This window comes from Soonwooa sp. T0.1_25 (assembly GCF_057652215.1).
Genome location: NZ_JBYFBZ010000017.1, coordinates 1 through 22,869 on the forward strand (window position 1 = coordinate 1; position 22,869 = coordinate 22,869).

23 protein-coding genes and 1 pseudogene are annotated in these 22,869 nt (G+C 33.0%); 8 read left to right on the plus strand and 16 right to left on the minus strand.

The genetic code is table 11. From position 1 onward, the window contains the following. Window positions 1-155 precede the first annotated feature (155 nt). Window positions 156-575, minus strand: coding sequence for a hypothetical protein (locus tag AC23MB_RS13315; RefSeq protein WP_487787519.1), 420 nt, complete (start codon window positions 573-575; stop codon window positions 156-158). A gap of 481 nt (window positions 576-1,056) precedes the next feature. On the opposite strand from AC23MB_RS13315, the gene AC23MB_RS13320 reads away from it, so the two are divergent. Next, entirely contained in the window at window positions 1,057-2,853 is a 1,797-nt protein-coding gene (locus AC23MB_RS13320) for an ABC transporter ATP-binding protein (protein WP_487787520.1), read from the plus strand. 707 nt (window positions 2,854-3,560) lie between these two features. On the opposite strand, the gene AC23MB_RS13325 is transcribed toward AC23MB_RS13320, so the two are convergent. After that, entirely contained in the window at window positions 3,561-5,756 is a 2,196-nt protein-coding gene (locus AC23MB_RS13325; protein ID WP_487787521.1) for a B12-binding domain-containing radical SAM protein, read from the minus strand. Between the two features lie 361 nt (window positions 5,757-6,117). On the opposite strand from AC23MB_RS13325, the gene AC23MB_RS13330 reads away from it, so the two are divergent. Next, window positions 6,118-6,693 (plus strand): hypothetical protein, encoded by a 576-nt coding sequence (locus tag AC23MB_RS13330; protein WP_487787522.1) that lies wholly within the window; start codon window positions 6,118-6,120, stop codon window positions 6,691-6,693. A gap of 391 nt (window positions 6,694-7,084) precedes the next feature. Here the strand turns inward: AC23MB_RS13330 and AC23MB_RS13335 are convergent, their stop codons facing one another. After that, window positions 7,085-7,255, minus strand: coding sequence for a lmo0937 family membrane protein (locus AC23MB_RS13335; protein ID WP_144038384.1), 171 nt, complete (start codon window positions 7,253-7,255; stop codon window positions 7,085-7,087). A 215-nt stretch (window positions 7,256-7,470) separates the two neighbouring features. On the opposite strand from AC23MB_RS13335, the gene AC23MB_RS13340 reads away from it, so the two are divergent. Beyond that, window positions 7,471-7,809, plus strand: a complete 339-nt coding sequence (locus AC23MB_RS13340; RefSeq protein WP_312322692.1) for a zinc-binding metallopeptidase family protein — start codon at window positions 7,471-7,473, stop codon at window positions 7,807-7,809. Between the two features lie 108 nt (window positions 7,810-7,917). Continuing rightward, window positions 7,918-8,379: a M28 family peptidase gene (locus AC23MB_RS13345; protein ID WP_487787523.1), complete on the plus strand. Its 462-nt coding sequence runs from the start codon at window positions 7,918-7,920 to the stop codon at window positions 8,377-8,379. A gap of 51 nt (window positions 8,380-8,430) precedes the next feature. Here AC23MB_RS13345 and AC23MB_RS13350 read toward each other — a convergent pair whose 3' ends face one another. The 4 genes from AC23MB_RS13350 to AC23MB_RS13365 form a co-directional block, all read right to left on the minus strand. Further along, a complete protein-coding gene (locus tag AC23MB_RS13350; protein ID WP_487787524.1) occupies window positions 8,431-8,991 on the minus strand; it encodes a Crp/Fnr family transcriptional regulator in 561 nt (186 codons plus the stop codon). A gap of 162 nt (window positions 8,992-9,153) precedes the next feature. Next, a complete protein-coding gene (locus AC23MB_RS13355) occupies window positions 9,154-10,341 on the minus strand; it encodes an ABC transporter permease (protein WP_487787525.1) in 1,188 nt (395 codons plus the stop codon). A gap of 10 nt (window positions 10,342-10,351) precedes the next feature. Next, window positions 10,352-11,308 (minus strand): HlyD family secretion protein, encoded by a 957-nt coding sequence (locus AC23MB_RS13360; RefSeq protein WP_487787526.1) that lies wholly within the window; start codon window positions 11,306-11,308, stop codon window positions 10,352-10,354. 13 nt (window positions 11,309-11,321) lie between these two features. Further along, complete coding sequence (locus AC23MB_RS13365; protein WP_487787527.1) at window positions 11,322-12,725, minus strand: TolC family protein; 1,404 nt, start codon at window positions 12,723-12,725, stop codon at window positions 11,322-11,324. Window positions 12,726-12,950: 225 nt separating this feature from the next. On the opposite strand from AC23MB_RS13365, the pseudogene AC23MB_RS13370 reads away from it, so the two are divergent. Further along, window positions 12,951-13,445, plus strand: a pseudogene (locus tag AC23MB_RS13370) (NAD(P)H-dependent flavin oxidoreductase); the annotation flags it as partial. Between the two features lie 66 nt (window positions 13,446-13,511). Here AC23MB_RS13370 and AC23MB_RS13375 read toward each other — a convergent pair. Next, window positions 13,512-14,351: an aldo/keto reductase gene (locus AC23MB_RS13375; protein WP_487787528.1), complete on the minus strand. Its 840-nt coding sequence runs from the start codon at window positions 14,349-14,351 to the stop codon at window positions 13,512-13,514. 154 nt (window positions 14,352-14,505) lie between these two features. Here AC23MB_RS13375 and AC23MB_RS13380 point away from each other — a divergent pair, with 154 nt between their 5' ends. Further along, entirely contained in the window at window positions 14,506-15,585 is a 1,080-nt protein-coding gene (locus AC23MB_RS13380) for an agmatinase family protein (protein WP_487787529.1), read from the plus strand. Between the two features lie 116 nt (window positions 15,586-15,701). Beyond that, window positions 15,702-16,415 carry a DUF1801 domain-containing protein gene (locus AC23MB_RS13385; protein ID WP_487787530.1) on the plus strand — a complete coding sequence of 238 codons (714 nt, stop codon included), beginning with the start codon at window positions 15,702-15,704 and terminating at the stop codon, window positions 16,413-16,415. A gap of 2 nt (window positions 16,416-16,417) precedes the next feature. Here AC23MB_RS13385 and AC23MB_RS13390 read toward each other — a convergent pair whose 3' ends face one another. Beyond that, window positions 16,418-17,242: a hypothetical protein gene (locus tag AC23MB_RS13390; protein ID WP_487787531.1), complete on the minus strand. Its 825-nt coding sequence runs from the start codon at window positions 17,240-17,242 to the stop codon at window positions 16,418-16,420. A gap of 100 nt (window positions 17,243-17,342) precedes the next feature. Here AC23MB_RS13390 and AC23MB_RS13395 point away from each other — a divergent pair, with 100 nt between their 5' ends. Beyond that, on the plus strand, window positions 17,343-17,789 hold the full coding sequence (locus AC23MB_RS13395) for a VOC family protein (protein WP_312324523.1): 447 nt from the start codon (window positions 17,343-17,345) through the stop codon (window positions 17,787-17,789). A gap of 188 nt (window positions 17,790-17,977) precedes the next feature. Here AC23MB_RS13395 and AC23MB_RS13400 read toward each other — a convergent pair whose 3' ends face one another. The 7 genes from AC23MB_RS13400 to AC23MB_RS13430 all read right to left on the minus strand — a co-directional run. After that, window positions 17,978-19,033, minus strand: coding sequence for a serine hydrolase domain-containing protein (locus AC23MB_RS13400; protein WP_487787532.1), 1,056 nt, complete (start codon window positions 19,031-19,033; stop codon window positions 17,978-17,980). 12 nt (window positions 19,034-19,045) lie between these two features. Then, window positions 19,046-19,558: a DUF4199 domain-containing protein gene (locus tag AC23MB_RS13405; RefSeq protein WP_312324525.1), complete on the minus strand. Its 513-nt coding sequence runs from the start codon at window positions 19,556-19,558 to the stop codon at window positions 19,046-19,048. A gap of 146 nt (window positions 19,559-19,704) precedes the next feature. Beyond that, a complete protein-coding gene (locus tag AC23MB_RS13410; protein ID WP_487787533.1) occupies window positions 19,705-20,220 on the minus strand; it encodes a hypothetical protein in 516 nt (171 codons plus the stop codon). A 101-nt stretch (window positions 20,221-20,321) separates the two neighbouring features. Further along, complete coding sequence (locus tag AC23MB_RS13415) at window positions 20,322-20,753, minus strand: hypothetical protein (RefSeq protein WP_487787534.1); 432 nt, start codon at window positions 20,751-20,753, stop codon at window positions 20,322-20,324. 45 nt (window positions 20,754-20,798) lie between these two features. Beyond that, complete coding sequence (locus AC23MB_RS13420; RefSeq protein ID WP_487787535.1) at window positions 20,799-22,010, minus strand: outer membrane beta-barrel protein; 1,212 nt, start codon at window positions 22,008-22,010, stop codon at window positions 20,799-20,801. 134 nt (window positions 22,011-22,144) lie between these two features. Continuing rightward, entirely contained in the window at window positions 22,145-22,288 is a 144-nt protein-coding gene (locus AC23MB_RS13425) for a hypothetical protein (protein WP_487787536.1), read from the minus strand. Then, the coding region (locus AC23MB_RS13430; protein WP_487787537.1) for an IS30 family transposase at window positions 22,285-22,869 on the minus strand (585 nt) is incomplete at its 5' end. The genes AC23MB_RS13425 and AC23MB_RS13430, both read right to left, overlap by 4 nt.

Sequence of the window (22,869 nt, forward strand, 5' to 3'; positions counted from 1 at the left end):
TCGTTAGGTTTCCGAAAATTTTTTTGAGCTTTGAGGGCTCAAAATTTTTCAGAATAACTTTTCAACTTACACAGTTATTGAGATACTACCGTTACGAATTTAAAATTTCGTCAATATCAGGATTATAATTATCCCAAATAAGCCAACTATTGTCTTCATTTTTGCGTAAAAAATAGATTTGTTCCTCCTTTTTTTTGATACGGAAGAAATCTTTCCTTAACAGAAAAAATAAGATTCCAAGTTTCTTCGGTTTTAACAATAAGTGTATTATCGTCTTTTGAGACAAGTTGATAATTATAAACTTCAAAATTGCTTAACTCTTCTCGAAGTTTCAATTTGCCGTACGAAGAAAGTTTTTGCAAATACATTTCAATCCTTTTGAGATAAGGAGAAGAGTTACAAACAACACCATCAAAATCTTCCAAATCTAAATCGGAAAGATGCAGCATTTGCTTGTATTCCGAAGCACAGGCTTTTTCAATCAGAGAAATTGCTACTGCTAAATCATCTACTTCAGAATTTTCTTTCGATGATACTTTTTGAGCGATAAAAGTGTTAAGCTCATTGTATCCCAAAAATATTGAAAGCTTCTCAAGCGATTTCAAGAAACGAGTATCTCTATAAGCAGATTCTTTTATCTAATTTTTTAAAAAATCGCTTTAATGTAATGGGAGAAATAGTATTGCCCAAACTAAAAAAAAGCTTCGCTGTTAATATCTATTTTTTCAAAAAGCTCTTCATTAATTATTTCTGACAAATTTTCATAATGGCTATTTTTCCTATCATTTGTTTTTCCCAACACATAATTTCGCACCTTTCCAATCAAGGATTTCTCGTGTAAGTTGCTGTACAACACCTAACATTCTCTTATCGCATTAGTTTGTTCAAATTTAAACAAAATATAAAGGATTAATAATATTGCCAATTTTTTATAGAGATTTGGAATGCTTTTTTGATATTTTAAAATAAATACGATTGTTTCATTCTATCGATTTTCAAGAATTACATGCATTTTGCTAAAAATATATCTCTACTTTTGCAGCATTATTTTTGAAAATGAAAACGCTTTTTAAATATTTAAAACCTTACAAATGGCTGATTGTATTGTCTTTACTTTTAGCCACCATCAACCAAGTTTTTTCTTTGTTTTCGCCTGCGATTACGGGAAATATCCTCGATCATTTGGTAACGCATCCCAATTTTTTCGATAAAGAAAATACGCTTCCGAGAAATCTAAATCAATATTTATACGGCGACGGAATTTATCACGGTGTATTTTATTTCTTGCTTTTATTGATTGGCACCGCGATGGTGAGCCGAATTGCAAAAGCATTCCAAGATTATGTCGTGAATGTGATAACACAAAAATACGGTGCCAAAATTTTTACAGATGGTTTGAAACACTCGATGGCATTGCCTTTCCAAGAATTTGAAGACCAAAGAAGTGGCGAGACTTTATCTATTTTGACCAAAGTTCGCGAAGATTCGGTGAAATTTATCACCAGCTTTGTGAACATCTTTTTCGGGATTTTGGTAAGTATTATTTTCGTTTCTATTTACGCCTTGCGCTTGCATTGGTCGATAATGCCGGTATATATCGTTGGGATTTTCCTCATTGCATTTGTAACGAATTTATTAAGTAAAAGAATTAAAAAAATCCAGAAAAATATCGTTGCCGAAACGACAGCTCTGGCAGGAAGTACTACCGAAAGTCTCCGAAATATCGAAATCGTAAAAAGTTTGGGTTTAACGAATCAAGAAGTTAATCGTTTAAATAATAATACCTACAAAATTTTAGGTTTAGAACTGAAGAAAGTAAAAAGCATCCGTTCTTTAAGCTTTGTACAAGGGACTTTGGTTAATTTTCTTCAACAGGTAATTACGTTCACGCTTTTGCTTTTGATCTTTAAAAATATTGTTACACCTGGACAATATTTGTCACTAATGTTTTATGGTTTCTTTATTTTCGGACCGATGCAGGAAATAGGAAACATCATTATTTCGTATCGTGAAGCGGAAGCATCTTTGAATAATTTTGATACATTGATGAAAAAACCTGCGGAAGAAAAACCACTTCATCCAAAGCAGATCGGAAGCATTGATGAATTGGCGTTTGACGACGTTTCTTTCAAACATCAATCGGCACAATATAAAGCCTTGAATGGGATTTCTTTCGATGTTAAAAATGGAGAAACTATTGCTTTTGTTGGGCCTAGTGGCTCAGGAAAAAGTACGTTGGTAAAACTTCTAGTTGGATTGTACAGACCGCAGGAAGGAAATATTTTCTATAACAACATCAACGGAAAAGACTTTGATTTTGATGAGTTGCGAAACCAAATTGGTTTTGTAACGCAGGACACACAACTTTTTTCTGGAACGATCAAAGAAAATTTACTTTTCGTCAATCCTCATGCCACCGAAGAAGATTTGCAATTGGCGTTGAAAAAATCCAGTTGCACAGCGCTTTTAGAACGTGCTGAAAAAGGAATTGAAACCGTAATTGGCGAAGGTGGTTTGAAACTAAGCGGCGGTGAAAAACAAAGAATCGCGATTGCTAGAGCTTTGCTAAGAAAACCTCATTTGCTAATTTTTGATGAAGCAACTTCTGCGTTAGACAGTCTTACGGAAGAAGAAATTACGGCAACCATCAAAGATATTTCTAAAAATAAAGAGCAAATTACCGTTCTTATCGCTCATCGTTTGAGTACAATTATGCATGCTGATAGAATTTATGTTTTGGAGCGCGGCAAAGTCATTGAAACGGGTTCTCACGAAAATTTACTTGCCGAGAACGGCTTGTATTACGCCATGTGGAGACAACAAATTGGGGAAAGGAAGACGCACTCATTTTAACTAAAATTGATGCGCTCATTTCGTTGAATAGATTATTTTAAATTGATAAATATTATATCCAAACAATGAATCCCACTTCAATTATACTGCTGTTTCTTATTGTCATTTCTTTTTATTTCGCATTTAGAATAACAAAGAAAATAACTTCAAAAAGTGATAAAAGGAAAATTTGGGAATCAGGATTTTTGTTTCTTTTTACGTTTTTAATTGTTGGATGTTTCAACCTATTCTCAATTTCCTATTCTTATACAGTCATTTGGGAAAAAGCTTTTCGTGCGGTTGTTGAACAAAAACATGAAGCCGTCGTTGTCGATTATGTGGTTGAAAAATCGTATCGTCAAAATTTCAGAAATTCTAGTTATTACCCAGTTTTAATTTATTTCCCAGTCGTAAAGTATAAAAATGATCGTGGAACAGAAATAAAAAAGCAATTGTATATAGCAAAAAATCATAGCCATAACATCTGACAAACCATAAAGATAAGCGCAAACGATGTTTCCAAAAACGCCAACAGCATTGAGTTTGAATGCTTAGTGACGCTTACAGCAATTTTGTTAACCTCCATTGCAAGCTCTTTTTTGTTTTGGTGGCCAGTTAGGGTTTTGATATAAGCATGGAATAGAGGGTTAAAATGGCAAGAAACATAAGTGTTATAGTTTTGCTGCTCACCAGAATTATATCGCTTTGCAAATATTTCGTCATATAAATTATACGACCAACAAAGCCACTTCTTTCAACTTTTCCGCAGGTCTTGAATACATAAAAACATCAAAATCCATTTGCAATTTTTCTTCGAAATCAGATTTCATTTGTTGGAAGCTAATGCTTTTCGGATGTTGTTTTAAATCTTTGATAAACTGAATAAACCATTCTCCAATTTCTTTTTCCACACGTATGGCAACCGCATCGTTTTTGGTGTGAATTTTAAGCATCGCGTTTTCATACATTATTCCTTTTTTAATTTTGGTCGTCACTTCCAGACTCGGAATTCCGCCAAGCCAAACGATTTTTTGAGTTGGTTTATGTCCAGAAAAAGTTTCGTTGTTGAGAACATCTTCTATGTAAAATTTAGGAACCGAGGTTCTCGGCACTTTAAAATCAAACCAGTCTTGGAGTGACAGATCAAAGCCTACGCCGTGCATATAATTGAACAAAGATTTCTTCAAACCATACGAAAATTGTTGATGATCCAAGCCTGATTTCTCTTCGTGAATCATGTCGTTATTTGCGAAAGCGCCAACTTCTAAGCTGTGATTGATGACGTTATATTTTTCGGGATTCAAACCAACGGGACTGTGCGCGGTCATTGCAAATTGATGCCAAAATCCTGATTGCAAAATTCCGATTTCAAAAAGTTGTCGCACCATTTCCAAGCTATCAATCGTCTCTTGCGTGGTTTGCGTCGGAAATCCGTACATCAAATAAGCGTGAATCATAATTCCAGCTTCGGTAAAATTTCGGTTGACAATTGCTACTTGATCTACAGTTACACCTTTATCAATTAATTTTAACAATCTATCTGAAGCAACTTCCAAACCTCCTGAAACTGCAATACAACCCGAAGCCTTTAGCAATCGACATAAATCGTAGGTGAAACTTTTTTCAAAACGGATATTCGTCCACCAAGTGACACTTAATTTACGTTTTAAAATTTCCAAAGCTACTTCACGCATCAAAGCTGGTGGCGCTGCTTCGTCAACAAAATGAAAACCTGTATTTTGAGTAGATTCAATCAATTCTTCCATTCTATCAACGATTTGTTTCGCAGCAATCGGCTCGTAAACCTTGATGTAATCGAGAGAAATATCGCAAAATGTACATTTTCCCCAATAGCAACCGTGCGCCATCGTCAATTTGTTCCAACGACCGTCGCTCCAAAGTCGATGCATCGGATTCACAACTTCAATCACAGAAATGTATTGATTCAGCTTTAAATCTGAATAATCGGGCGTTCCAACTTCCGAAAATTTATAATCTCGAATTTTTAAATTGTTGATATAAACAACTTCATTATTTTGAAGAACAAAAGTTCGTTTCAAATCCGAAATTTCAACTTCTTCATTAAGGTATTTTAAAACTTGTTCGGTTGGCGCTTCGCCATCGTCCAAAAGGATAAAATCAAAAAATTCAAACACACGAACATCACTCAAAGAACGTAATTCCGTATTCGGGAAACCGCCACCCATGCTGACTTTTAGGTTCGGATAATTTTGCTTGATATATTGTGCACATCGAAAAGCAGAATACAAATTTCCTGGAAAAGGCACCGAAAATCCAACCATTTTTGGATCCGTTTTCTGAATTAAACCTTCCAATTCCGAAAGTGTAATTTGGTCAATATACGTCGGTTCTTTTTGAAGTTCTGCATACATTTCATCAAAAGAATTCGCGGAACGTCCCAATCTTTCGGCGTATCGACTAAAACCGAAATTTTCGTCCACGGCTTCAATGATTAAATCTGATAAATCTTCCAAATACAAAGTCGCTAAATGCTTGGCTTTATCCTGAAAAGACATTGCTCCAAAAGCCCATTCCAAATCATCCAATTGCGAAAAACGCGACGCTTCGGGCAAATAACCATCCTGAACAATAGAATCCGCCAAAGTGGAATTTTTCCCTTGTAGAAAACGAATTACCGCGTCAATGCTCGAAATATAATCATCTTTCAACATCAACATTCGTTGTGCGTTTTCACTTAATTCAACCTCTTGAAATTCAACATAATTGAATAAATCGGTCAAGCCTTTTTTGGAAAATAATTTCAGAATCACATCCAAACCCAAATCCGCCTGAAACACCTTGTAGGAAAGCGTATTCAAGAAACCTTTTAGATAAACCGTACCCGGATAAGGCGTGTTAAGTTGCGTAAAAGGTGGCGTAATAAGGACTAAATCGGTTTGCAATGTGAAATATTTGCTGCAAAAATACGGAGGATTTCGCCGAAAACAAATTATAAACTTGATATCATAATTAGGAAAGAAAATCTTTGAAGAATAAATAAATATATTTTATCTATTTCGTAAGCTTTTCGTTTATATTTTCTTATAATTCATGTGAATATTTGAGATGGTTATTAACCTCAAAAACAATTGATCAAAGAATCATCGCAATAATTGTCACAGAGAGAGGCTTTCAAGTACTATATTTTGTAATATGATTGTAATTAATTAAATATAAAAAAGAATCACTGATATTTTAAAACTTTTGTCATTATGCATATGGTGAAATCTGAGTTTCAGACTCAGCTTTTGATGAAAGAAAATTATGTCCTCAAAACTTATTCGCATTGAAATATTTTCTAAAAAATCAATAGATTGCAATAAATATGGAATTTCAATTTTACAAATGCTAAAAAAGAAAGAAGAAAACGAGAACATCACCGCCGATTTAACGATTAATGGAATTGATTATAAAACCGAATTGCATCTGGGCATTGGATTAGGTGTCATCATTATTTGTGTTTTTATTGCTATTGCAGTCACACCGTTTTTGCTGAGCAATATTTCGAGGTTTTCTCTTGTCGGACTTGCCGGAATTATTGCGGCAGGGAGTTTTTTGTATTTAAAATTTATAATGAATTTTGTTAAAAATAAAGTGTGGACTATCAAGCTAATTGATGATCAACTTTGTTTTAAATATGGAGAAAAGGAAACGATTATTAAATTGTCAGATATATTAAAAATCAAGAATGTTGGTAATTCTAGTGTCTTTCGATATATAAGTTTTTATACGAAAAATTCTGTGGTGAAAATTAGAGTAGGGAGTGGCGGATTTACGCCTTTTTCGAAAGAGGAAGATGTTAGTGAACTTTACCAGTTTTTTGAAGAACTTTTACCGTAAATCAATAAGAATTTTAATAAAAAAGAAGCTTTCGTAAAACCAAATCAATTCAGTTTTAAAAATATGGGTGTTTACAACCTTAAAAGTGAAAAAATCCATTACAGTATTGTTGAAAGGATGGGAGTAATGTATTACATTGTTGGACTTTTTATTTGTGCAGGTTTATTTTTATCTATCGTTTTTTCCTCCGTTGAAATTTTTCAATCTTATTCTCGTTATGATAAATTTCCGTCAGAACTGACGTTTGTCAACTTCTTTTTAATCATGATCAGCCTTTTTATTATATATTCGATTGCGGTAAGTTTTAAAATTTCAAAGCATAAAAAAGACTGCCCAAGATAAGACAGTCTTTAATTTTTAAATGTTTTATTTTGAAACCTAATTCTATTTTTTAATCCAAAGGTTTCCTACCAGATATGATGTTGAAAAGAACAACAATAACTGCGATAACTAACAGAATATGTACAAGATAGCCTGTACTTAAACCTGGAACAACTCCTATCATCCCTAGTAACCAAACAATAATACAAATTACCGCAACGGTCCATAATATACTTCTCATAATAAAAATTTTAAAGGATTAATATATTAATTGACTTGCATAAATCGTGCCTTAATTTTATTTTTATTAAGCTTATAACACATAAAGGATTAATTTACTATTGAAATATTCGATATAAAGATATTTTATTATAGGTTTTATAAAATTAAGTAATGTTATTTTCTGGGCTTCAGAATATTATTATTTCTATGTTTCTTTTTAAATCAAATTCATAGATGAGATTATTTTTTACAATTGTATTTTTCGGATTAAGTCTAAATATTTTCGCGCCAGAAATCGAAACAAAAAATCTTAAAAAACATGTATATTTCCTAGCTTCGCACAAGATGAAAGGTCGTAAAACGGGAAGTAAAGAAAATGAAAAAGCGGCTAAATATATTCAAAAACAATTTAAAAAATATAATCTTCAAGCTTTGGGAACGGACGGTTATTTCCAAGATTTTGATGCTAAAATTAAAAAAGTAAAAGTTCCTGACAGTATTCGTAAAGCCCGAAATGTTATCGTTTTTCTTAATAATAATTCTGCAAAAACCATTGTTATCGGCGCGCATTAGGACCACATTGGCGAAGGAAAACAAGGTAGCTCTTTAGCGAAAAATAGTTATGGAATTATTCACAACGGTGCCGACGATAATGCTTCTGGTGTTGCTGGTTTGCTAGAGTTGGCGCGCGTATATTCCCAAAATAAAATAACGGAATCTGTTAATTTTTTGTTCATTGCTTTTGGAGCAGAAGAATTAGGTTTGGTAGGTTCTCGATATTTTGTTAAAAATCCAACTTATAATCTGTCAAAAGTGCTTTGGATGCTTAATATGGACATGATTGGACGATTGAATAAAGAAACGGGTGTTTCAATTATCGATTATGGAACGTCGCCAGCTTTTGAAGCTATTTTTAATGGAATTAATCGTGATAATTTTGTGAAATTTTACACCAATTACGAAGGTCGTGGCGGTTCGGATCAAACATCGTTTTACGAAAAAGACATTCCAGTTTTGTTTTTTTATACGAACGGCCATCCCGATTGTCATGCACCAACAGACGATGCTGACAAAATTGATTACGAATCTCTTAAAGGAATTTTAAATATTGGAAAACGGTTATTGAAGGGAGTTTTCAAGTAGGAGAGATACCATTTAATAATACTGATACAAAATAAATTCCGCATTTAAATTCTAAATACTACTTCGGATTCTGCTCAAAGTTTCTGGCGAGATGCCAAGGTAAGTTGCGATGGTCCCAAGCGGCGCGCGAAGAATAATATCTTTGTGGTCTTGCATCAGATCTTCATATTTTTCTTTCGCTGTCATATATTGCAAAGAAGTCATTCTGTTGGACATTTGCACCATGAGATTGCCTAGAATATAACGACTAAAATTAGCCGCAGACAAAGACTCTTTACATAACATTTCGAGCTTTTCGTAATCGCAATACACAATACTCGAATTTTCTAAAGCCTCAATATTGAAACGTGTTGGCTGCTCTTGGAAAAGCGTGTCGATGTTGGCAACAAGCTTTCCTTCGGGATAAAAATTAGTGGTAATATCTTTTCCGTTTTCTAAATAAAAAGCACGTAATAAACCATTTTCAACAAAATAAATATTACGATTGTAACTTCCATTTCGGCTAATAATATCGCCTTTTTTTACTTTTAAACTTCTAATGTTATCTATGATGAAATCCTGAATTTCGGTATCGTTAGGGAAAAACTGAGATATTATTTTTTGGAATATCATGGCGTTTAGTTTTAAAAAATGGAGAATTTGTTGTTTAGTCAATTGAAATCGGTTTTAAAAATACACTTTTTTAATGATTCAAAAAATAAACAAGGCCTTCCCGAACTAACGGAAAAGCCTTATTAACAAACACAAAAATGAAAAACTGCCTAGACAGTTAATCTATTTCTCTTCAATAACCACTTTAGGTTGATTTTGTTTAAAAATGAATTTTAATTTAATTTTTAATGCGAGCCAGCCTAATACAAAATAAACGGCTGCTAGCGTAAACAGATGCCAAAAATATTTGTCCGTCAAATAATCCGAACCATGTTGTATTACCATAATCTTCAACGCTTCTAGATATGGTGTCAACGGAATAATGTCTGTTAATGCACGTATTGCAGTTGGCATTGCATAAGTCGGCCATGTAAAACCACTGATGATGAATGCTGGTGATGCAATAACCATCAAAATTTGTGTTGCTTTTAACGCATCAGGAAGAATAATACTGAACAATACACCCAAATTGGTTGACGCTAAAACAAAGAGACTTGTCACCCACAAAAAGTTCATCACATTGTCTGGTGCAGGCACTTTGAAGTAAATACTTAATGCATAAAACATCAAAATATTAAATATTGAAAATACCCAAATCGGAAGACATTTAATCGCCATTATTAAGGCTGCATATTTTTCTTTACCTGCAAAATCTCTTTTAAAACTTTCTCTTTTAAACTCTTCTGAAAAAGTTACCGCCATCGCCAACAAAATAACTTGTTGTAAAACAACTGCCATTAAAGCGGGCCACATGAAAATTAAATAATTACTCGTCGTATTAAAAAGCGTGATGTAATTGGCTTTGAAAGGCTCGTATTGCGAACTCGCTTCTGTGGCAGAAAGACCTTTCTTTTGCAGAGCTTTCATCTCAGCGCCAGCCGAAAAACTTCCTAAGGTAACCTGTATCGCTTTACTTGCAAAATTGGCGGTTAAGACATTAGAAGTATTTACAAAAACATTGATTTCTGGATACTTTTTTTGCAACATCATGGCTTCAAAACGTTCAGAAATAATGACCACAGCCGCCGCATCTTTTTTAATAACTTCATCTTTTAAATCCAAAGGTTGCTCAAGATAATTGAGAACTTTGATAGAAGAGTTATCGTCAAGCATATCAACAACCTGCTGTGACAAAGGCGTTTTGTCCTGATTAACTACAATGACTGGGATGTCGGTTACTTTTCCTTGTTGGTAGGTAAAGCCCATTAATAAAGCATAAACCAGAGGTGCCAAGAAGAAAACAGATCGTAATGTACTATTCGATAGAAAGAGTTTGAATTCTCTCTTTATTAAAAATAATGTTTGTTTCATCGCCTTGTTTTTATTGTAAAACAACACTAGAGTTCACCAATAATCCTTTAGTAACGGTGTTGTCATTTGGGATAACTTTCACTTCGTACACGGCATCTTCGGGATTATAATCTGGGAAAGCCGTTGTAATATCAGCATATTTTGTCAACTGTTTGATGCTAACAATTTTTCCAGTAAATTCTTTATCGCCATAAGTGGTTTTCATTTGTACAGCTTGACCTTTCTGATATTTAGAAATCAAACTTTCGGGAACTGTAAATCTGAAGTAAGTTGTATTCGGCACATAACCATTGAACAACGCATAACCCGCAGTCGCCAATTCGCCTTTGTGTAAAGCAATGGTCTCGATTTCCATGTCGTTGGTCGCGATAACATAACGTTCAGAGTAGGCAACATTAGCTTCTTGCAATGCGCCCATCGCTTGGCTAGCTTGGCCTTCTGCCATATTTATTTTTTCGTAACGCGTTCCAAGTTCTACGTCGTGTAACTCTGCATTAACGGCGTCTAGCTGCGCTTTCGCACCTTGATATTTTGCAAAAACTTCGTCATAACTTTGCGGTGACATGAGACTATCACGGAACATGTTTCTTGCACGATTATAAGATTTATTAGCAAAATCATATTGCTCTCTAAGACCTTTTTGTTTGGCTTTTAATTGTCGTAATTGATCGGCAGTTGCACCGTTTTTAGCCATTTGAGCCTGCGCTTGTGCCGCCGCTGTTGCTCCTTTTGCTTGTGCTATTTTTGCGGAAACTTCGGGTACATCGAGTTTTGCTAACGTATCGCCTGCTTTTACAGTTTGTCCTTCTTCGACATAGATTTCTAAAATCCTGCCGGTTACTTTTGGTGAAAAAGAAATGACGTCTTTTTTAGTTTTTCCTTCAAAACCTTTTTGGACTTTGGTGTCGTTACAAGCTGTTAAAGTTAAAATTGTCGCTAGACCTAATATTTTTGATAGATTATTCATTGTTTTGTGATGTTTAAAGTTGGTTGATGTCAAGATTTTGTGTCGCTTTCATCAGTTCGATAGCGCTACGTCTTTGGTTGTAGATGGCGGTCTGGTATTCGAGTTCTGCAGTTTGCAAATCGTTTTCGGCATCGATAAGGTCTGATGATTTTTTAGTCCCATAACGGAATTCTTTCTCTACATTTTGCAAAGCAATAGTCGCAATACTTTTTGCTTTGGCTTTCAGATTAATCTGTGCATCGGCAATGTCGTAATTGGTTTGATTGTTTGCTAAATTTAACTTTAATTTCTTTTGTGCATCACGTTTTTTATTCTCTAAAATTTCTTTATTTATTTTGGCACTTTCGACTGCAACTTTACCTTCGTTACCATCAAAAACATCCCATTTGAAACCAACACCAGCTTGAAAAATTGGTAAAATATTTAAATTAGATGGGTTGATGTTAAGTTTGGTATTTAAACCTTGAATTAAATCTTTGGAAGTCGAAATATGATTGTTGTAAAGTCCAAAGTAGGAGAGTGATGTCTGCGCTTGCACCTTCGGAACCCACCATTTTTTCTCAGCTTCAATCTTGAATTCTGTAGCTTTAATCCCATGATCTAAAGCCTGAACTTCTGCACGTTGGTCGATGTTTTTGTCAGCAACAGCGTACGAAATTGGTTTAAGATTAGGTTTAATCTCCGCAATTCTTTCGCGCTCGATGCCTGTTAAAACTTCGAGTTGTGTTATCAAAAGTTGCTTTTTACCTTCATATTCAACAATTTTTGAATCTAAAGTCGCTTGTGCTAATTCAATTTTTTTATGATCATAAGGTGTAATAAGTCCATAACCAAGCGCTTTATCAGCAGTTTTTCGGTTGATGTCCAATCGTTTTTTACTCTCGTCAAGAACTTTTCGAGATTCTTCCAAAAGTGCAAATTGATCATAAGCTTGCGAAATCATCGATACAACGTCGTCTTTGCTTTTCTCCATCAAAATTTGTTCTGATAGATTTTTTTCGCGATTGGCTTCTTTCAGATATTTTACTTTTCCACCAGAATAAAGCAACACCGAAGCTTCGGCTTTCGCCATTGCAGAAATCCCTGAAATATTAAGATTATTACTGCGTTCGGGAACAGTCAATCCTGGAAAAATATTCGGAATTGCTGGCACATTGACTTCTGGCGTAGAAAACTGAGCAGTTGTGTACATATAACCTCCTTTCCCCGAAATTTCGACTTTCGGTAGAAAAATGTCTTTCAGTTTTTCGTCGTCGAGATGTGTGATTTTGTTTTGCAGAACTTGTTCGTTAAGCGTCGCATCATTACGAAGTGCGCTGTTGATAAGCTCTTGCAATGTTGGCGCAGAAGCTTGCGAAAAAATAAGCGATGGTAGCAAAAGCAGAATCCCCGCCCATTTCTTATTTCTGTTTTTCATTTTTGTATGTTGCTTGTTTGTGGTACAAATTTGAGACAATTAAAACCTCCTTCCTTTGACAAATGTCAAAAAGTATAAACAATAGCAATAATCCGCTAACATTAGGATAGTTGTAAAGTTAAAAATTTAAGATTCAACTTTCAACTTATTTTTTTTTTTAGACTGAAATTTTAAAATGAAAAATAAATAGTTTAAACGAAAAATTGCAAACTTGAAGCGGGCGGTCATCGCGGAAGTTTTGTTGACGATAATATTCCAAAAATTGGCGGTTTGTCTTTATTAAATAATGTTTTTGAAAACGTGAAAAAACCAATTATCTATGCTGGTGGACTTTGTAGTTCGCAAACTATTTTAGCTGCTAAAACTTTAGGCGCACAAGCTTTTCAGATTGGCTCGATATTGCTTTGTACCGAAGAAAGTCAATTAAATTCGGCTGAAAAACAAAGACTAAAATCAGCTTCCGAACATGATATTATGTTGATTAAAAGCTTTTCTGGCCGCTACGCCCAAGGATTACAAAACACTTTTACGGATGCTTTTGAAAACTCAGAATACGTGCTTCCGTATCCGGATCAAAATAAGTTAACAGCAAACGTACGAAAAGTTGCTAAATCGCAATCTAATATTAATTTTTCGAATATTTGGACAGGTCAATCGATTGGTCATTTCAGTGAAAAAAGCACCAAAGATATTCTTCAAAATTTAATTAAAAGCATTTAATAGTAAATCAAAAATCCTCCATTTTTAATAGAGGATTTAGAATTTATTATCGAGAAAAAACTTAATTTAAAAATCAACAAAATCTGGATTAAGCCCCGAAAATCCTGCTTCTTCCATAGTTCTAATCGTTTGCATATCATCATTATCGATCGTAAAAGTATTTACATCAATATTGGCAACGATGTTTTTCGGCGTCACAGATTTTGGAAGTGGTAAAATCCCGTTTTGAAGACAAAATTTAATACAAAGTTGCGCAACAGAAACATTATACTTAGCAGCAATATTTTTTAATAATTCGTTGTCAAGAATTCTTCCAGAACCAATTGGGCTCCAAGCTTCTACCAAAATATTATTCTTTTTGCAATAGTCTACAACATCATTTTGTAGATAACCTGGATGATATTCGATTTGGTTAACCATCGGCGGTATTTTTGCAGTTTCTGCTAAGCTTTCGAGATGGTGAACAAGGAAATTGCAAACACCAATTGCTTTTATTTTGCCTTGGTTATAAAGATCTTCCATCGCGCGCCAAGTTTCAGAGTTCAGCTCTTTCCAATTATCAAACTGTTTAGCATTTGCAGGCCAATGGATTAAATATAAATCAACATAATCGGTTTGTAAATGCTCCAACGACTTCTCGAAAGCATCCAAAGTCGATTGATAACCTCGACTTGTATTCCACACTTTAGTTGTCAAGAAAATATCTTTTCTGTCCAATTGACTTTCTTTGATCGCATCACCAACGCCTTTTTCGTTTTCATAGATTTTTGCTGTGTCGATATGTGTATAACCATTTTCTAAAGCAAAGCCTACAGCATTTTTAACATTTTCTCCATCAGGAATTTGCCATGTTCCGAATCCAATTTCTGGAATCTCTAATCCATTATTTAAAACAAAATTTTTCATATTTCTGTATTAATTCATTTAATGAAAACAAATTTAGTTTAAAGCAAAAAAACTACGATAAACTTTAAGATAAATTAACTTGTGGAAAATGGCTTGCAGTCGATCTTTTAAAAAAGAAAAATTATCTTTGCACCAAAAATCAAAACAACTAAAAATGTCAACAAAACAAGATAAAATAAATAATTTCGATCCATCGCAACCAGGTTTAGCTGATGGGACAATTTTCGGGTTACCTTTTACGGCGGAAGAGTCAGAAATTGTAGTTGTAGCGGTGCCTTGGGAAGTTACTGTAAGTTATGGAGCTGGCGCTTCAGAAGGTCCAGATGCTATTTTGGACGCTTCTTTCCAGGTGGATTTGCTGCATCAAGAATTTCCAGAATTGTGGAAGCAAGGTATTTATTTTGATGTGGGAGCCGAACATTGGAAATCGACAAGTGATGAGCATAAAGCATTGGCGCAACCAATTATTGAAGCTTTAGAAAATGGAGAAATTATCGCTGAAAATGAAGCCTTAAGTCAAAGTTTAAAAACGATAAATGAAGCTTCCACTAAGTTGAATGCAGAATTGAAAGAACGCGTTTTGGATTGGCATTCGAAAGGGAAAAAAGTAATTTTGTTAGGTGGTGATCATTCAACGCCTTTTGGATATTATCAAGCTTTGGCGTCTCAATACGACAATTTTGGCATTTTGCATTTTGATGCACACATGGATTTGAGAATTGCCTACGAAGGCTTTACTTATTCTCACGCGTCTATTATGTATAACACAATCCAGCTTCCGCAAGTTACTAAGTTGGTGCAAGTTGGTATCCGTGATTTTAGCGAGGAAGAAGTTGGCGTGATAAAGTCTACGGATAAAGTGAAAGTTTTTACAGATACAGATCTTAAAAAAGCACAGTTTGAAGGTAAAACATGGAAACAACAAGTGGACGAAATCATCGGTTTGTTGCCCAATAATGTTGCTGTAAGTTTTGATATCGATGCGCTTTATCAGTGGTATTGCCCGAATACAGGAACGCCAGTTCCGGGAGGTTTGTCGTACGAACAAGCTGTTTATGCGCTAAGTCGTTTGGCAGAATCTGACAAAAATATTATCGGAATCGACCTTGTAGAAGTTGCTCCAAGTGAAACTGACGAATGGGACGGAAATGTTGGCGCAAGAATGTTGTTCCACATGTGTGGTGTTTTGGCGAAAAATAACAAACTTAATGTTGGCGAGCCAGTTCGTTTTTAATAAAGTATAAATTCAAAAAAATATAAAGCAACTTGTCATTTGGCAGGTTGCTTTTTTGTTTTAAAACAAGCAAGGAACAATTTTTGCGTCCAAGAAAACTGGAATAAATGTTATGTTTGACAAGCAATAAAAAAAAAATAAAACGTTCGGCAAAACTTCTTCAAGTTAGTAGCAAATATGGACTTCAGGATATGTTGAGTCGAATCTCAAATGGTTCAGATTCAGATTCTGAGAAGAATAAAGCTGGTTACGAAAGACTTCGTTTAGCTTTGGAAGAGTTGGGACCGAGTTTTGTTAAATTGGGACAATCTTTTAGTAATCGTGATGATCTGTTGCCTAAGGATTTTATTCTTGAACTTCAAAAATTACAAGATCGGGTAGAAGTTGTCGATATGGATGTCAAGATGATTTTGGAAAAGTCTTTAGACATCTTTGTTGATGAGTATTTTAATTACATCAATACAATGCCGATTGCCGCAGCATCAATCGCGCAAGTTAATAAAGCACAATTGAAAAACGGACAAGATGTTATCCTTAAAATTAAACGTCCCAACATTGTAGGTTTTGTATGTTACCATTATAAATACAAATCGGGACATGAAGACGATGCGCCGATTTTAGGATTTGCACCACGGAAGACGGAGTTTTCTTTATACGTTTTCACAGGTTTAGAAGAGCATGATTATCTTTTGAAAGATTTAGGAAAATTCAAAATGGGGAAGGCTTGTATCTATGTCAAAAAACTTTTTGATATTAATATTGATGCTTTAAAAATATTGATGCAAGAAAGCATTAATTATATTTCTGAAAAATACGAACGAACAACATAAGTTTAATTAACAATAATATTTCCGTTTACATCATATTTAAAACTCCAAGATTTCTCAACAGCATTTGTAATTTCATTATTAATATTATAATGAGTTTCTGTATATTTTCTAAAATTATTTTTTGAAAGACTTCGATAAAAATAATCTCCTAATAAATATAACTTTTTGGTTGGATTTTTGGAAGTATCATAATTCTCAAAAGTTCGAACTATTCTTTCATTTTTATTTTCGCCATTAATTTGTAGATAAAATTCTGTTTTAACAAGATTAGTATTGTTATCGTAGAAAAATTTTTCAACATAACCTGCCTTATAATCATTAGGATCTTGTGGGTTATAAGGCATATTTGGAAAAGTAGTTGTTATTTCCGTTAAAAGATTATTATTGTATGCATAAGTCAATTTTTTGTTTAAATATGCTTGACTAACGTCAGGGATTTCCCTTATTAAAATTTGGTTGGAAGCATTTAATGTATAAATATTAGTATTTTTAGGAACAATATATTGTGGCGATGATAAGAAGTTTTCAACAAGAACTGAATTGTTACTGTTGTATGTTAAGCTTGTGTAAATATCCTTTGAAAAAGCACCATTGAAACCTGTGCTACTAGATATAGGTAGAAAACCACCAATTTGTTTAACTAATCTTTTTTGACTGTCGTACTGTAGCGTAAAATCGATTTCTTGTGGGTTAATCCAATATCCTGTTCTATTAAAATCAATTTTAATATTTTTAACTAAATCATCTTGCTCTTGTTGAGGATTATCATCTCTATTGCAAGAAAATGTTAGAATTGATAAAAGTGAAAGTAATAAATATTTTTTCATTTGACTAAAGTATTATTTTTCTTTTAAAAGCTCCAAATATTGATCAAATTTGTTTTAGTTTTCTATAAATTGCACAGGTAAAAGATAACATAAACAAAAAATGGCAACAACTAACATTTATTTAACTTTTGACGGCAATTGCAAAGCGGCTTTTGAATTTTACAAATCGGTTTTCGGTGGTGACTTTCCACACGTTGGAAAATTCGGAGACATGCCCGAAACGGATGGCAAACCAATCTCTGAAGAAGACAAAGAGAAAATTATGCACATCACACTTCCAATTAGTAAAGAAACTGTGTTAATGGGCAGTGATGCTGGTACAGATTGGGGAAAAGGATTGACGATTGGCAACAACTTTTCGATTGCTATTAATGCAGATTCTCGTGAAGAAGCTGATAAATTATTCAATGGACTGTCAGAAGGCGGAACAGTTACAATGCCTTTGCAGGAGACATTTTGGGGCGCTTATTTTGGGATGTTTGTTGATAAATTCAATATCAACTGGATGATGAATTATGATGATCCTAGCAAGGTTCAGCCACATTAATTTTATTAAAACAAAAAACTGCTTTGCAAAACCGAAGCAGTTTTTTTTAATAAAAAAAGGCGTTCGCCACAACAGCAAAAGCCTTTAACAATACAATATTTAGTTCGGTAGGTAAGCTTCAAACTTACTTTTCCAAAGATAGTTTTGTTAAGCCTTTCAAAAATACGGTTAACCGTAAAAACAGATTTTTAAAACTTTGGATTAGGATTTTTACTTAAAAAATCAATTAATATATTTTTGATTTTAGTCTCAATATTGTAGTAATTATCGCTGTTTTCGGGCATTTGGTTTTCGAGGATAACAAGACTCAAATCATATTTCGGAATATAAATATTAAGTGCGCTAAAACCATCACCTAAACCAGTATGTCCGTAATATTTAACATTTTGCTCATTTACAACACGAATTCCGTAACCGTAAGGCTGCTTTTCTTTTCCAAAAACATCATGTTGAGACAAGGTTTTTCCTTTTAAAAATTCTTGTAAACTTTTGTTTTTCAAAACCTTACCAGAATAAAGTGATTGATTCCAAAAACTTAACTCGATTGTTGACGCCAACCAACCATCAGCCGCAGCAAAATCTGGTCGAATACCACTTTTCTCTAAAACTTCAATTTTTTCGTTGTTGATTAAATGTCCTTTAACACTAGACAAAGCGCTATTATTTGTAAAAATTTCTGGATTTTTAAAACCTAGAGATTTCAAAAACGTCGTAGCTTGTTCTGCATAAGGTTTTTTATAAATCTGTTCTAAAATCTGACCAGCAAGCGCAAATGACAAATTTCCATATCGAAATTCTGAACCTGCGGGATAAGCCAGTTTTTGATCCAATTTTACAATACCATGCGTGTGATTCAGTAACTGATAAACTTTTACAGAATCTTTCCAAGTCATTTTTAAGTCAGGAAGATATTTAGAAATTGGATCTTCCAAATTTAGCTTCGAATCTTCAACCGCTTTCAGCAACATAACGGCTGTCAACTGCTTTGTAATGGACATTACTTCAAAACGGTCAGTATTTTTAAGTGCGGTTTTAGTGTTAAAATTTTGTGCGCCAAAACTAGATTGATAAAGATTCTGTTTTCCTTTTGTTATTAAAATATTTCCATTAAACTTAATTGGTGAATCTTGATGCATCACCGAATCTATTTTTGAATATATGGACGAAAATTGTTGTGCGGAATACTGTATACTCAAAATCGAAAATACAATAATTAAAGACAAGCGACTTTGTGTAGAAAGCATCTTTTTAGGATTTTAAAAACTGGTTTCGGATTGTTTGTTTTTCTTGGGTTTGGTTTGTAAAAATACCATCAAAATAGCGGATGTAATTACTCCTAAAGCTAATGCCCCAAAAGTCCCTTGTCGCACATAATTAGCAAAATTAAATTGAGCTTTTGCTTCATCAAAAGTTCCATAATAACCTAGTTGAATAGAGCGATTAATTGCGTTATTGAAGAAATTTGGGGTAATAACGAATGACACTACCCATTGTACAAATGGCGTTAAAAAAGCTATAAATAATGACAAAACGATACCCGAAGTAACGCCTTGCTTAAAATCCATTTGCCCATTATAGTAATTTCTTTTTTTGTCACGGAGCGCTAAATAAAGCATTATTGTCGCAGGAATCGCAAAAAGATTGGTTAAATACATTTGATAATCAATATATTTATCATGTAGACCTGTAATTTTTTCTAGAAACATCCAAGCTAAGCTCATTATACTAAAAAGTACTGCCCACTTTATCTCAATCTTTATGCTTTTCATATAATTTTTTTTCAAGGTTGTCTAAGTTGTGTTTGCTAAAATATTCAAAATTTTTATAATGCCAAATACGTATTTGCGCTAAGATTAGTGATATTTAGTCAATGAATTAATTAGATAAGTCAACTTGATATTGTTATTGTATGAAATTATTCAGTTTTTAAAACTAAATCAATATTATTAATGTTTTTTAATTGGTATTTGCAAGTATTTCCTTTGGTCTTGATAGTAGCTGAATCTACCAAAAAACGTCCAGGTATGTTTAAATTTTCTTTGGTTTCAAACGGATGAAGTGCAATAAACTTAAAAGCGAAAAACAAACTTTTATCAGAGTTTATTGTAGTGAATTCAATTTCACGATCTACTTTATGCATTTTTTTATTTGTATAAATTGTCAAATCGTGGAAATTTTCTTTTTGTTGAATTTTAAAATTTATTTTTTTTGTTGGTAAATATACTCTTGAAGTACTTGCAAATTTGAAATTGTAAAAATTAGGTGCTTTACTTTGATCATTTATAAGATCAAAAATATGATAGCTGCCATTTTTGAAATCGAAAATTTTTGCACTTACTGTATTGTTGGATTTATAAGTCTTTAAGTAATAAGAATCATTTTCTGAATTTATAAATATTGAAATATCCTTTTTGCTACCATTGATTTCCATAGAATATATAACTTCTTTATCAAATTTATAATCTATTTTCTGTGCATAGGATAGAATATTTACATAACAAAAAAATAATAATGTAATCCGCATCGTATTTTTTACTGTTTTAAGATAACATTATATATATGCTGAGTCTGCGAAGTTTCGACACCTTCAAACTCTACTTTTTGTATATTATAACCACCACATTTACCTGTTAATTCTTTAGAAATAATTTTTATTGTAAAATTCTTTATAGGTGATGAAATATCAAATTTTTCAGAACCGTTATACCACCCAACGCCACTGACTGCAACAAGATAATTGGGAATCTCTACTATTTTGGCCTCTTTATTATTATTTGGTTTTTGAGAACTTATTTTTAGATCTGCGACAGAAATCTCTTTCGACTCAATAAGATTAATACCTTTTGAACCTACTAATTTTAATACTATTTCTCCTGGAGGAGTAAAGCAACTATAGCCATCTCCCCGACAAGAGAATAAAATAAATAGCGAAAATGCTACTAGTAAATGATTAATTGATTTCATAATATTATAAAAAAAAAGCACTACCAATTTAGTGCTATTTTTTATTTAAAAGATATTGTAACCTAAAATTAAAGAAAAATTATCATATTTTCCAGTCCAATTTTGTGTAGGTTCTTGAATTTTTTTTGAACCATATCTTGCCTCTACCGAATATTTATTATTATACTTATATCCTAAACCAAATTGAAACCCAGACTTCATCTTTAGTTCATAATCATAGTATTTATATCCATCTCTGCCATATTCAACATTTGAGTTCATTCCAAAATCAAAACCATACAATATATTTACAGAGATTTTTGAAGTCGTATGTAGAAAAATATAATGTCTAATTCCGATTGGTACTTCAATAGCTTTGTACTCTGCTTTTGTATATCTACTTCTACTTTCTTGATAAGGGACAGATATTGTTGCTTCCCCTTTATATTGTTGATAGTTTGGCTCCATAATTATTGCCCATTTACCTTTATTAAAAGGTAAAACGGCCTCAAGCTCGATACCAATACCAAAGGTCATTTTATTTCCTAATGTAAATTTTGTATATTCAAAAGGATTTTCAAGTGAGAGAGATTGAGAATTAAGTCTGGGTCTTACTGCTAACCCAAATGTAAATTTTTTAGTTTCTTTGCTTTCTTGTTTAAAATTCGGATCAGAACATTTATTATAATTTGTAAAAATTCTGGTAAGATCAAATTTTCTATATTTAGAGCTTTCAATACTGTTTTTTGAAAACCCATCACAGTTTAAATCTTTTTCTAATTGCATAATATAATCTTTATTGTATGCAACCTGATTGACGTCGTGATCATAAGCTTTGTATATCAATTGATTCGGCTTATCCTCATTTAATTTATAAAAATATCTTACTAATGGGCCATCAACATATTCGTAAAGGTCAGCTTTACCATTAACAATTTCTTTTAGAAATAATTCTTCTTCGACATAATTTGGCTCTCGATTTTCACTAAGCTTACTTAGGTCAGAAGAAGATTTGTCAATTTTTACTTTTTCGGAGATAAATTTTCCACGATTATAAATTTCAAATAATTGTACATCTGATGTTTTCATGTTTTTTACAGGACTTGTATCAGATAATTTATACTCAAAATTATTAGGATTAGATCTCCAATCATAATCTTTAATAAGACATTCTATACGCTCTCCAGTTTTAGATATAAAATAAGCTTTTTCAAAAGTAACTTGTGCAGATATAAGTAGACTCCCTAATAAAGAAATAAAAATTGCGATTTTTTTCATATTGTTTAAGTGTAAAAATTTTAACAAAATAATTTTTTTTTAATGAGAATGGCAATTTATTTATGATTTTATAAAACTTTATTTAAAGAATACGGTTTTTTATAACTTTGAAGAATAACACTAATATAGTGGTCTCAAATTGCTAGTGCAACTTTTTGTTTTTGTAAAAGTATTGTTTTTTTGATTGATTTTAATAAAATTTGGATAACTTTTTTAGCCTTTTGAGGGCAAAAAGTTACCCACATTTTATTTCCATCGACAACAACAGCGTTTTTCATTGTAATTGATTTAAAATTAGACTATTAAAGACATCTTTTGGGGTTTGATAATCCAAAACCTTTCGTGGTCTTTCATTAAGCTGCTCTTGAACTTCTTTTATGCGCTTATTTGTAATGGTATTAAAGTCCGTGCCTTTTGGGAAATAATCTCTTACCAAACCATTAGAATTCTCATTGGTAGGGCGTTCCCAAGGAGAGTAGGGATGTGTAAAATATACCTGAACCTTTGTCTTCTTGGTAAATAATTTATGTTCTGACATCTCTGTTCCATTATCGTAAGTAAGCGTTTTACGCATTGTCTTTGGAAGCTTTAAAAACTCCTTCTCAAAGGCTTTTCTAACCGTTTCTGCTAACTTATTCTTTAAGGGAACAAGTATAATCGTTCGTGTCGTTCTTTCTACCAAGGTTCCTAGACAAGATTTGTGATCTTTACCGATGATTAAATCGCCTTCCCAATGTCCTGGAATTTCTCTGCCTAAAACCTCTTCAGGACGCTCATCTATAGAAACTCTATCCTTGATTTTTGGCTCCAATACGGCTCTGGTCTTGAAGTTTCCTCTACTTTTACGTTCTTGTCTAAG

Coding starts and splice junctions, on each gene's coding strand:
- AC23MB_RS13365 (WP_487787527.1), bottom strand. CDS start 12,725: ATGAAAAACAGAAATAAGAAATGGGCGGGGATTCTGCTTTTGCTACCA.
- AC23MB_RS13320 (WP_487787520.1), top strand. CDS start 1,057: ATGAAAACGCTTTTTAAATATTTAAAACCTTACAAATGGCTGATTGTA.
- AC23MB_RS13405 (WP_312324525.1), bottom strand. CDS start 19,558: ATGAAAAGCATAAAGATTGAGATAAAGTGGGCAGTACTTTTTAGTATA.
- AC23MB_RS13330 (WP_487787522.1), top strand. CDS start 6,118: ATGTCCTCAAAACTTATTCGCATTGAAATATTTTCTAAAAAATCAATA.
- AC23MB_RS13355 (WP_487787525.1), bottom strand. CDS start 10,341: ATGAAACAAACATTATTTTTAATAAAGAGAGAATTCAAACTCTTTCTA.
- AC23MB_RS13380 (WP_487787529.1), top strand. CDS start 14,506: ATGTCAACAAAACAAGATAAAATAAATAATTTCGATCCATCGCAACCA.
- AC23MB_RS13350 (WP_487787524.1), bottom strand. CDS start 8,991: ATGATATTCCAAAAAATAATATCTCAGTTTTTCCCTAACGATACCGAA.
- AC23MB_RS13420 (WP_487787535.1), bottom strand. CDS start 22,010: ATGAAAAAAATCGCAATTTTTATTTCTTTATTAGGGAGTCTACTTATA.
- AC23MB_RS13335 (WP_144038384.1), bottom strand. CDS start 7,255: ATGAGAAGTATATTATGGACCGTTGCGGTAATTTGTATTATTGTTTGG.
- AC23MB_RS13375 (WP_487787528.1), bottom strand. CDS start 14,351: ATGAAAAATTTTGTTTTAAATAATGGATTAGAGATTCCAGAAATTGGA.
- AC23MB_RS13400 (WP_487787532.1), bottom strand. CDS start 19,033: ATGCTTTCTACACAAAGTCGCTTGTCTTTAATTATTGTATTTTCGATT.
- AC23MB_RS13410 (WP_487787533.1), bottom strand. CDS start 20,220: ATGGAAATCAATGGTAGCAAAAAGGATATTTCAATATTTATAAATTCA.
- AC23MB_RS13390 (WP_487787531.1), bottom strand. CDS start 17,242: ATGAAAAAATATTTATTACTTTCACTTTTATCAATTCTAACATTTTCT.
- AC23MB_RS13395 (WP_312324523.1), top strand. CDS start 17,343: ATGGCAACAACTAACATTTATTTAACTTTTGACGGCAATTGCAAAGCG.
- AC23MB_RS13340 (WP_312322692.1), top strand. CDS start 7,471: ATGAGATTATTTTTTACAATTGTATTTTTCGGATTAAGTCTAAATATT.
- AC23MB_RS13360 (WP_487787526.1), bottom strand. CDS start 11,308: ATGAATAATCTATCAAAAATATTAGGTCTAGCGACAATTTTAACTTTA.
- AC23MB_RS13415 (WP_487787534.1), bottom strand. CDS start 20,753: ATGAAATCAATTAATCATTTACTAGTAGCATTTTCGCTATTTATTTTA.
- AC23MB_RS13425 (WP_487787536.1), bottom strand. CDS start 22,288: ATGAAAAACGCTGTTGTTGTCGATGGAAATAAAATGTGGGTAACTTTT.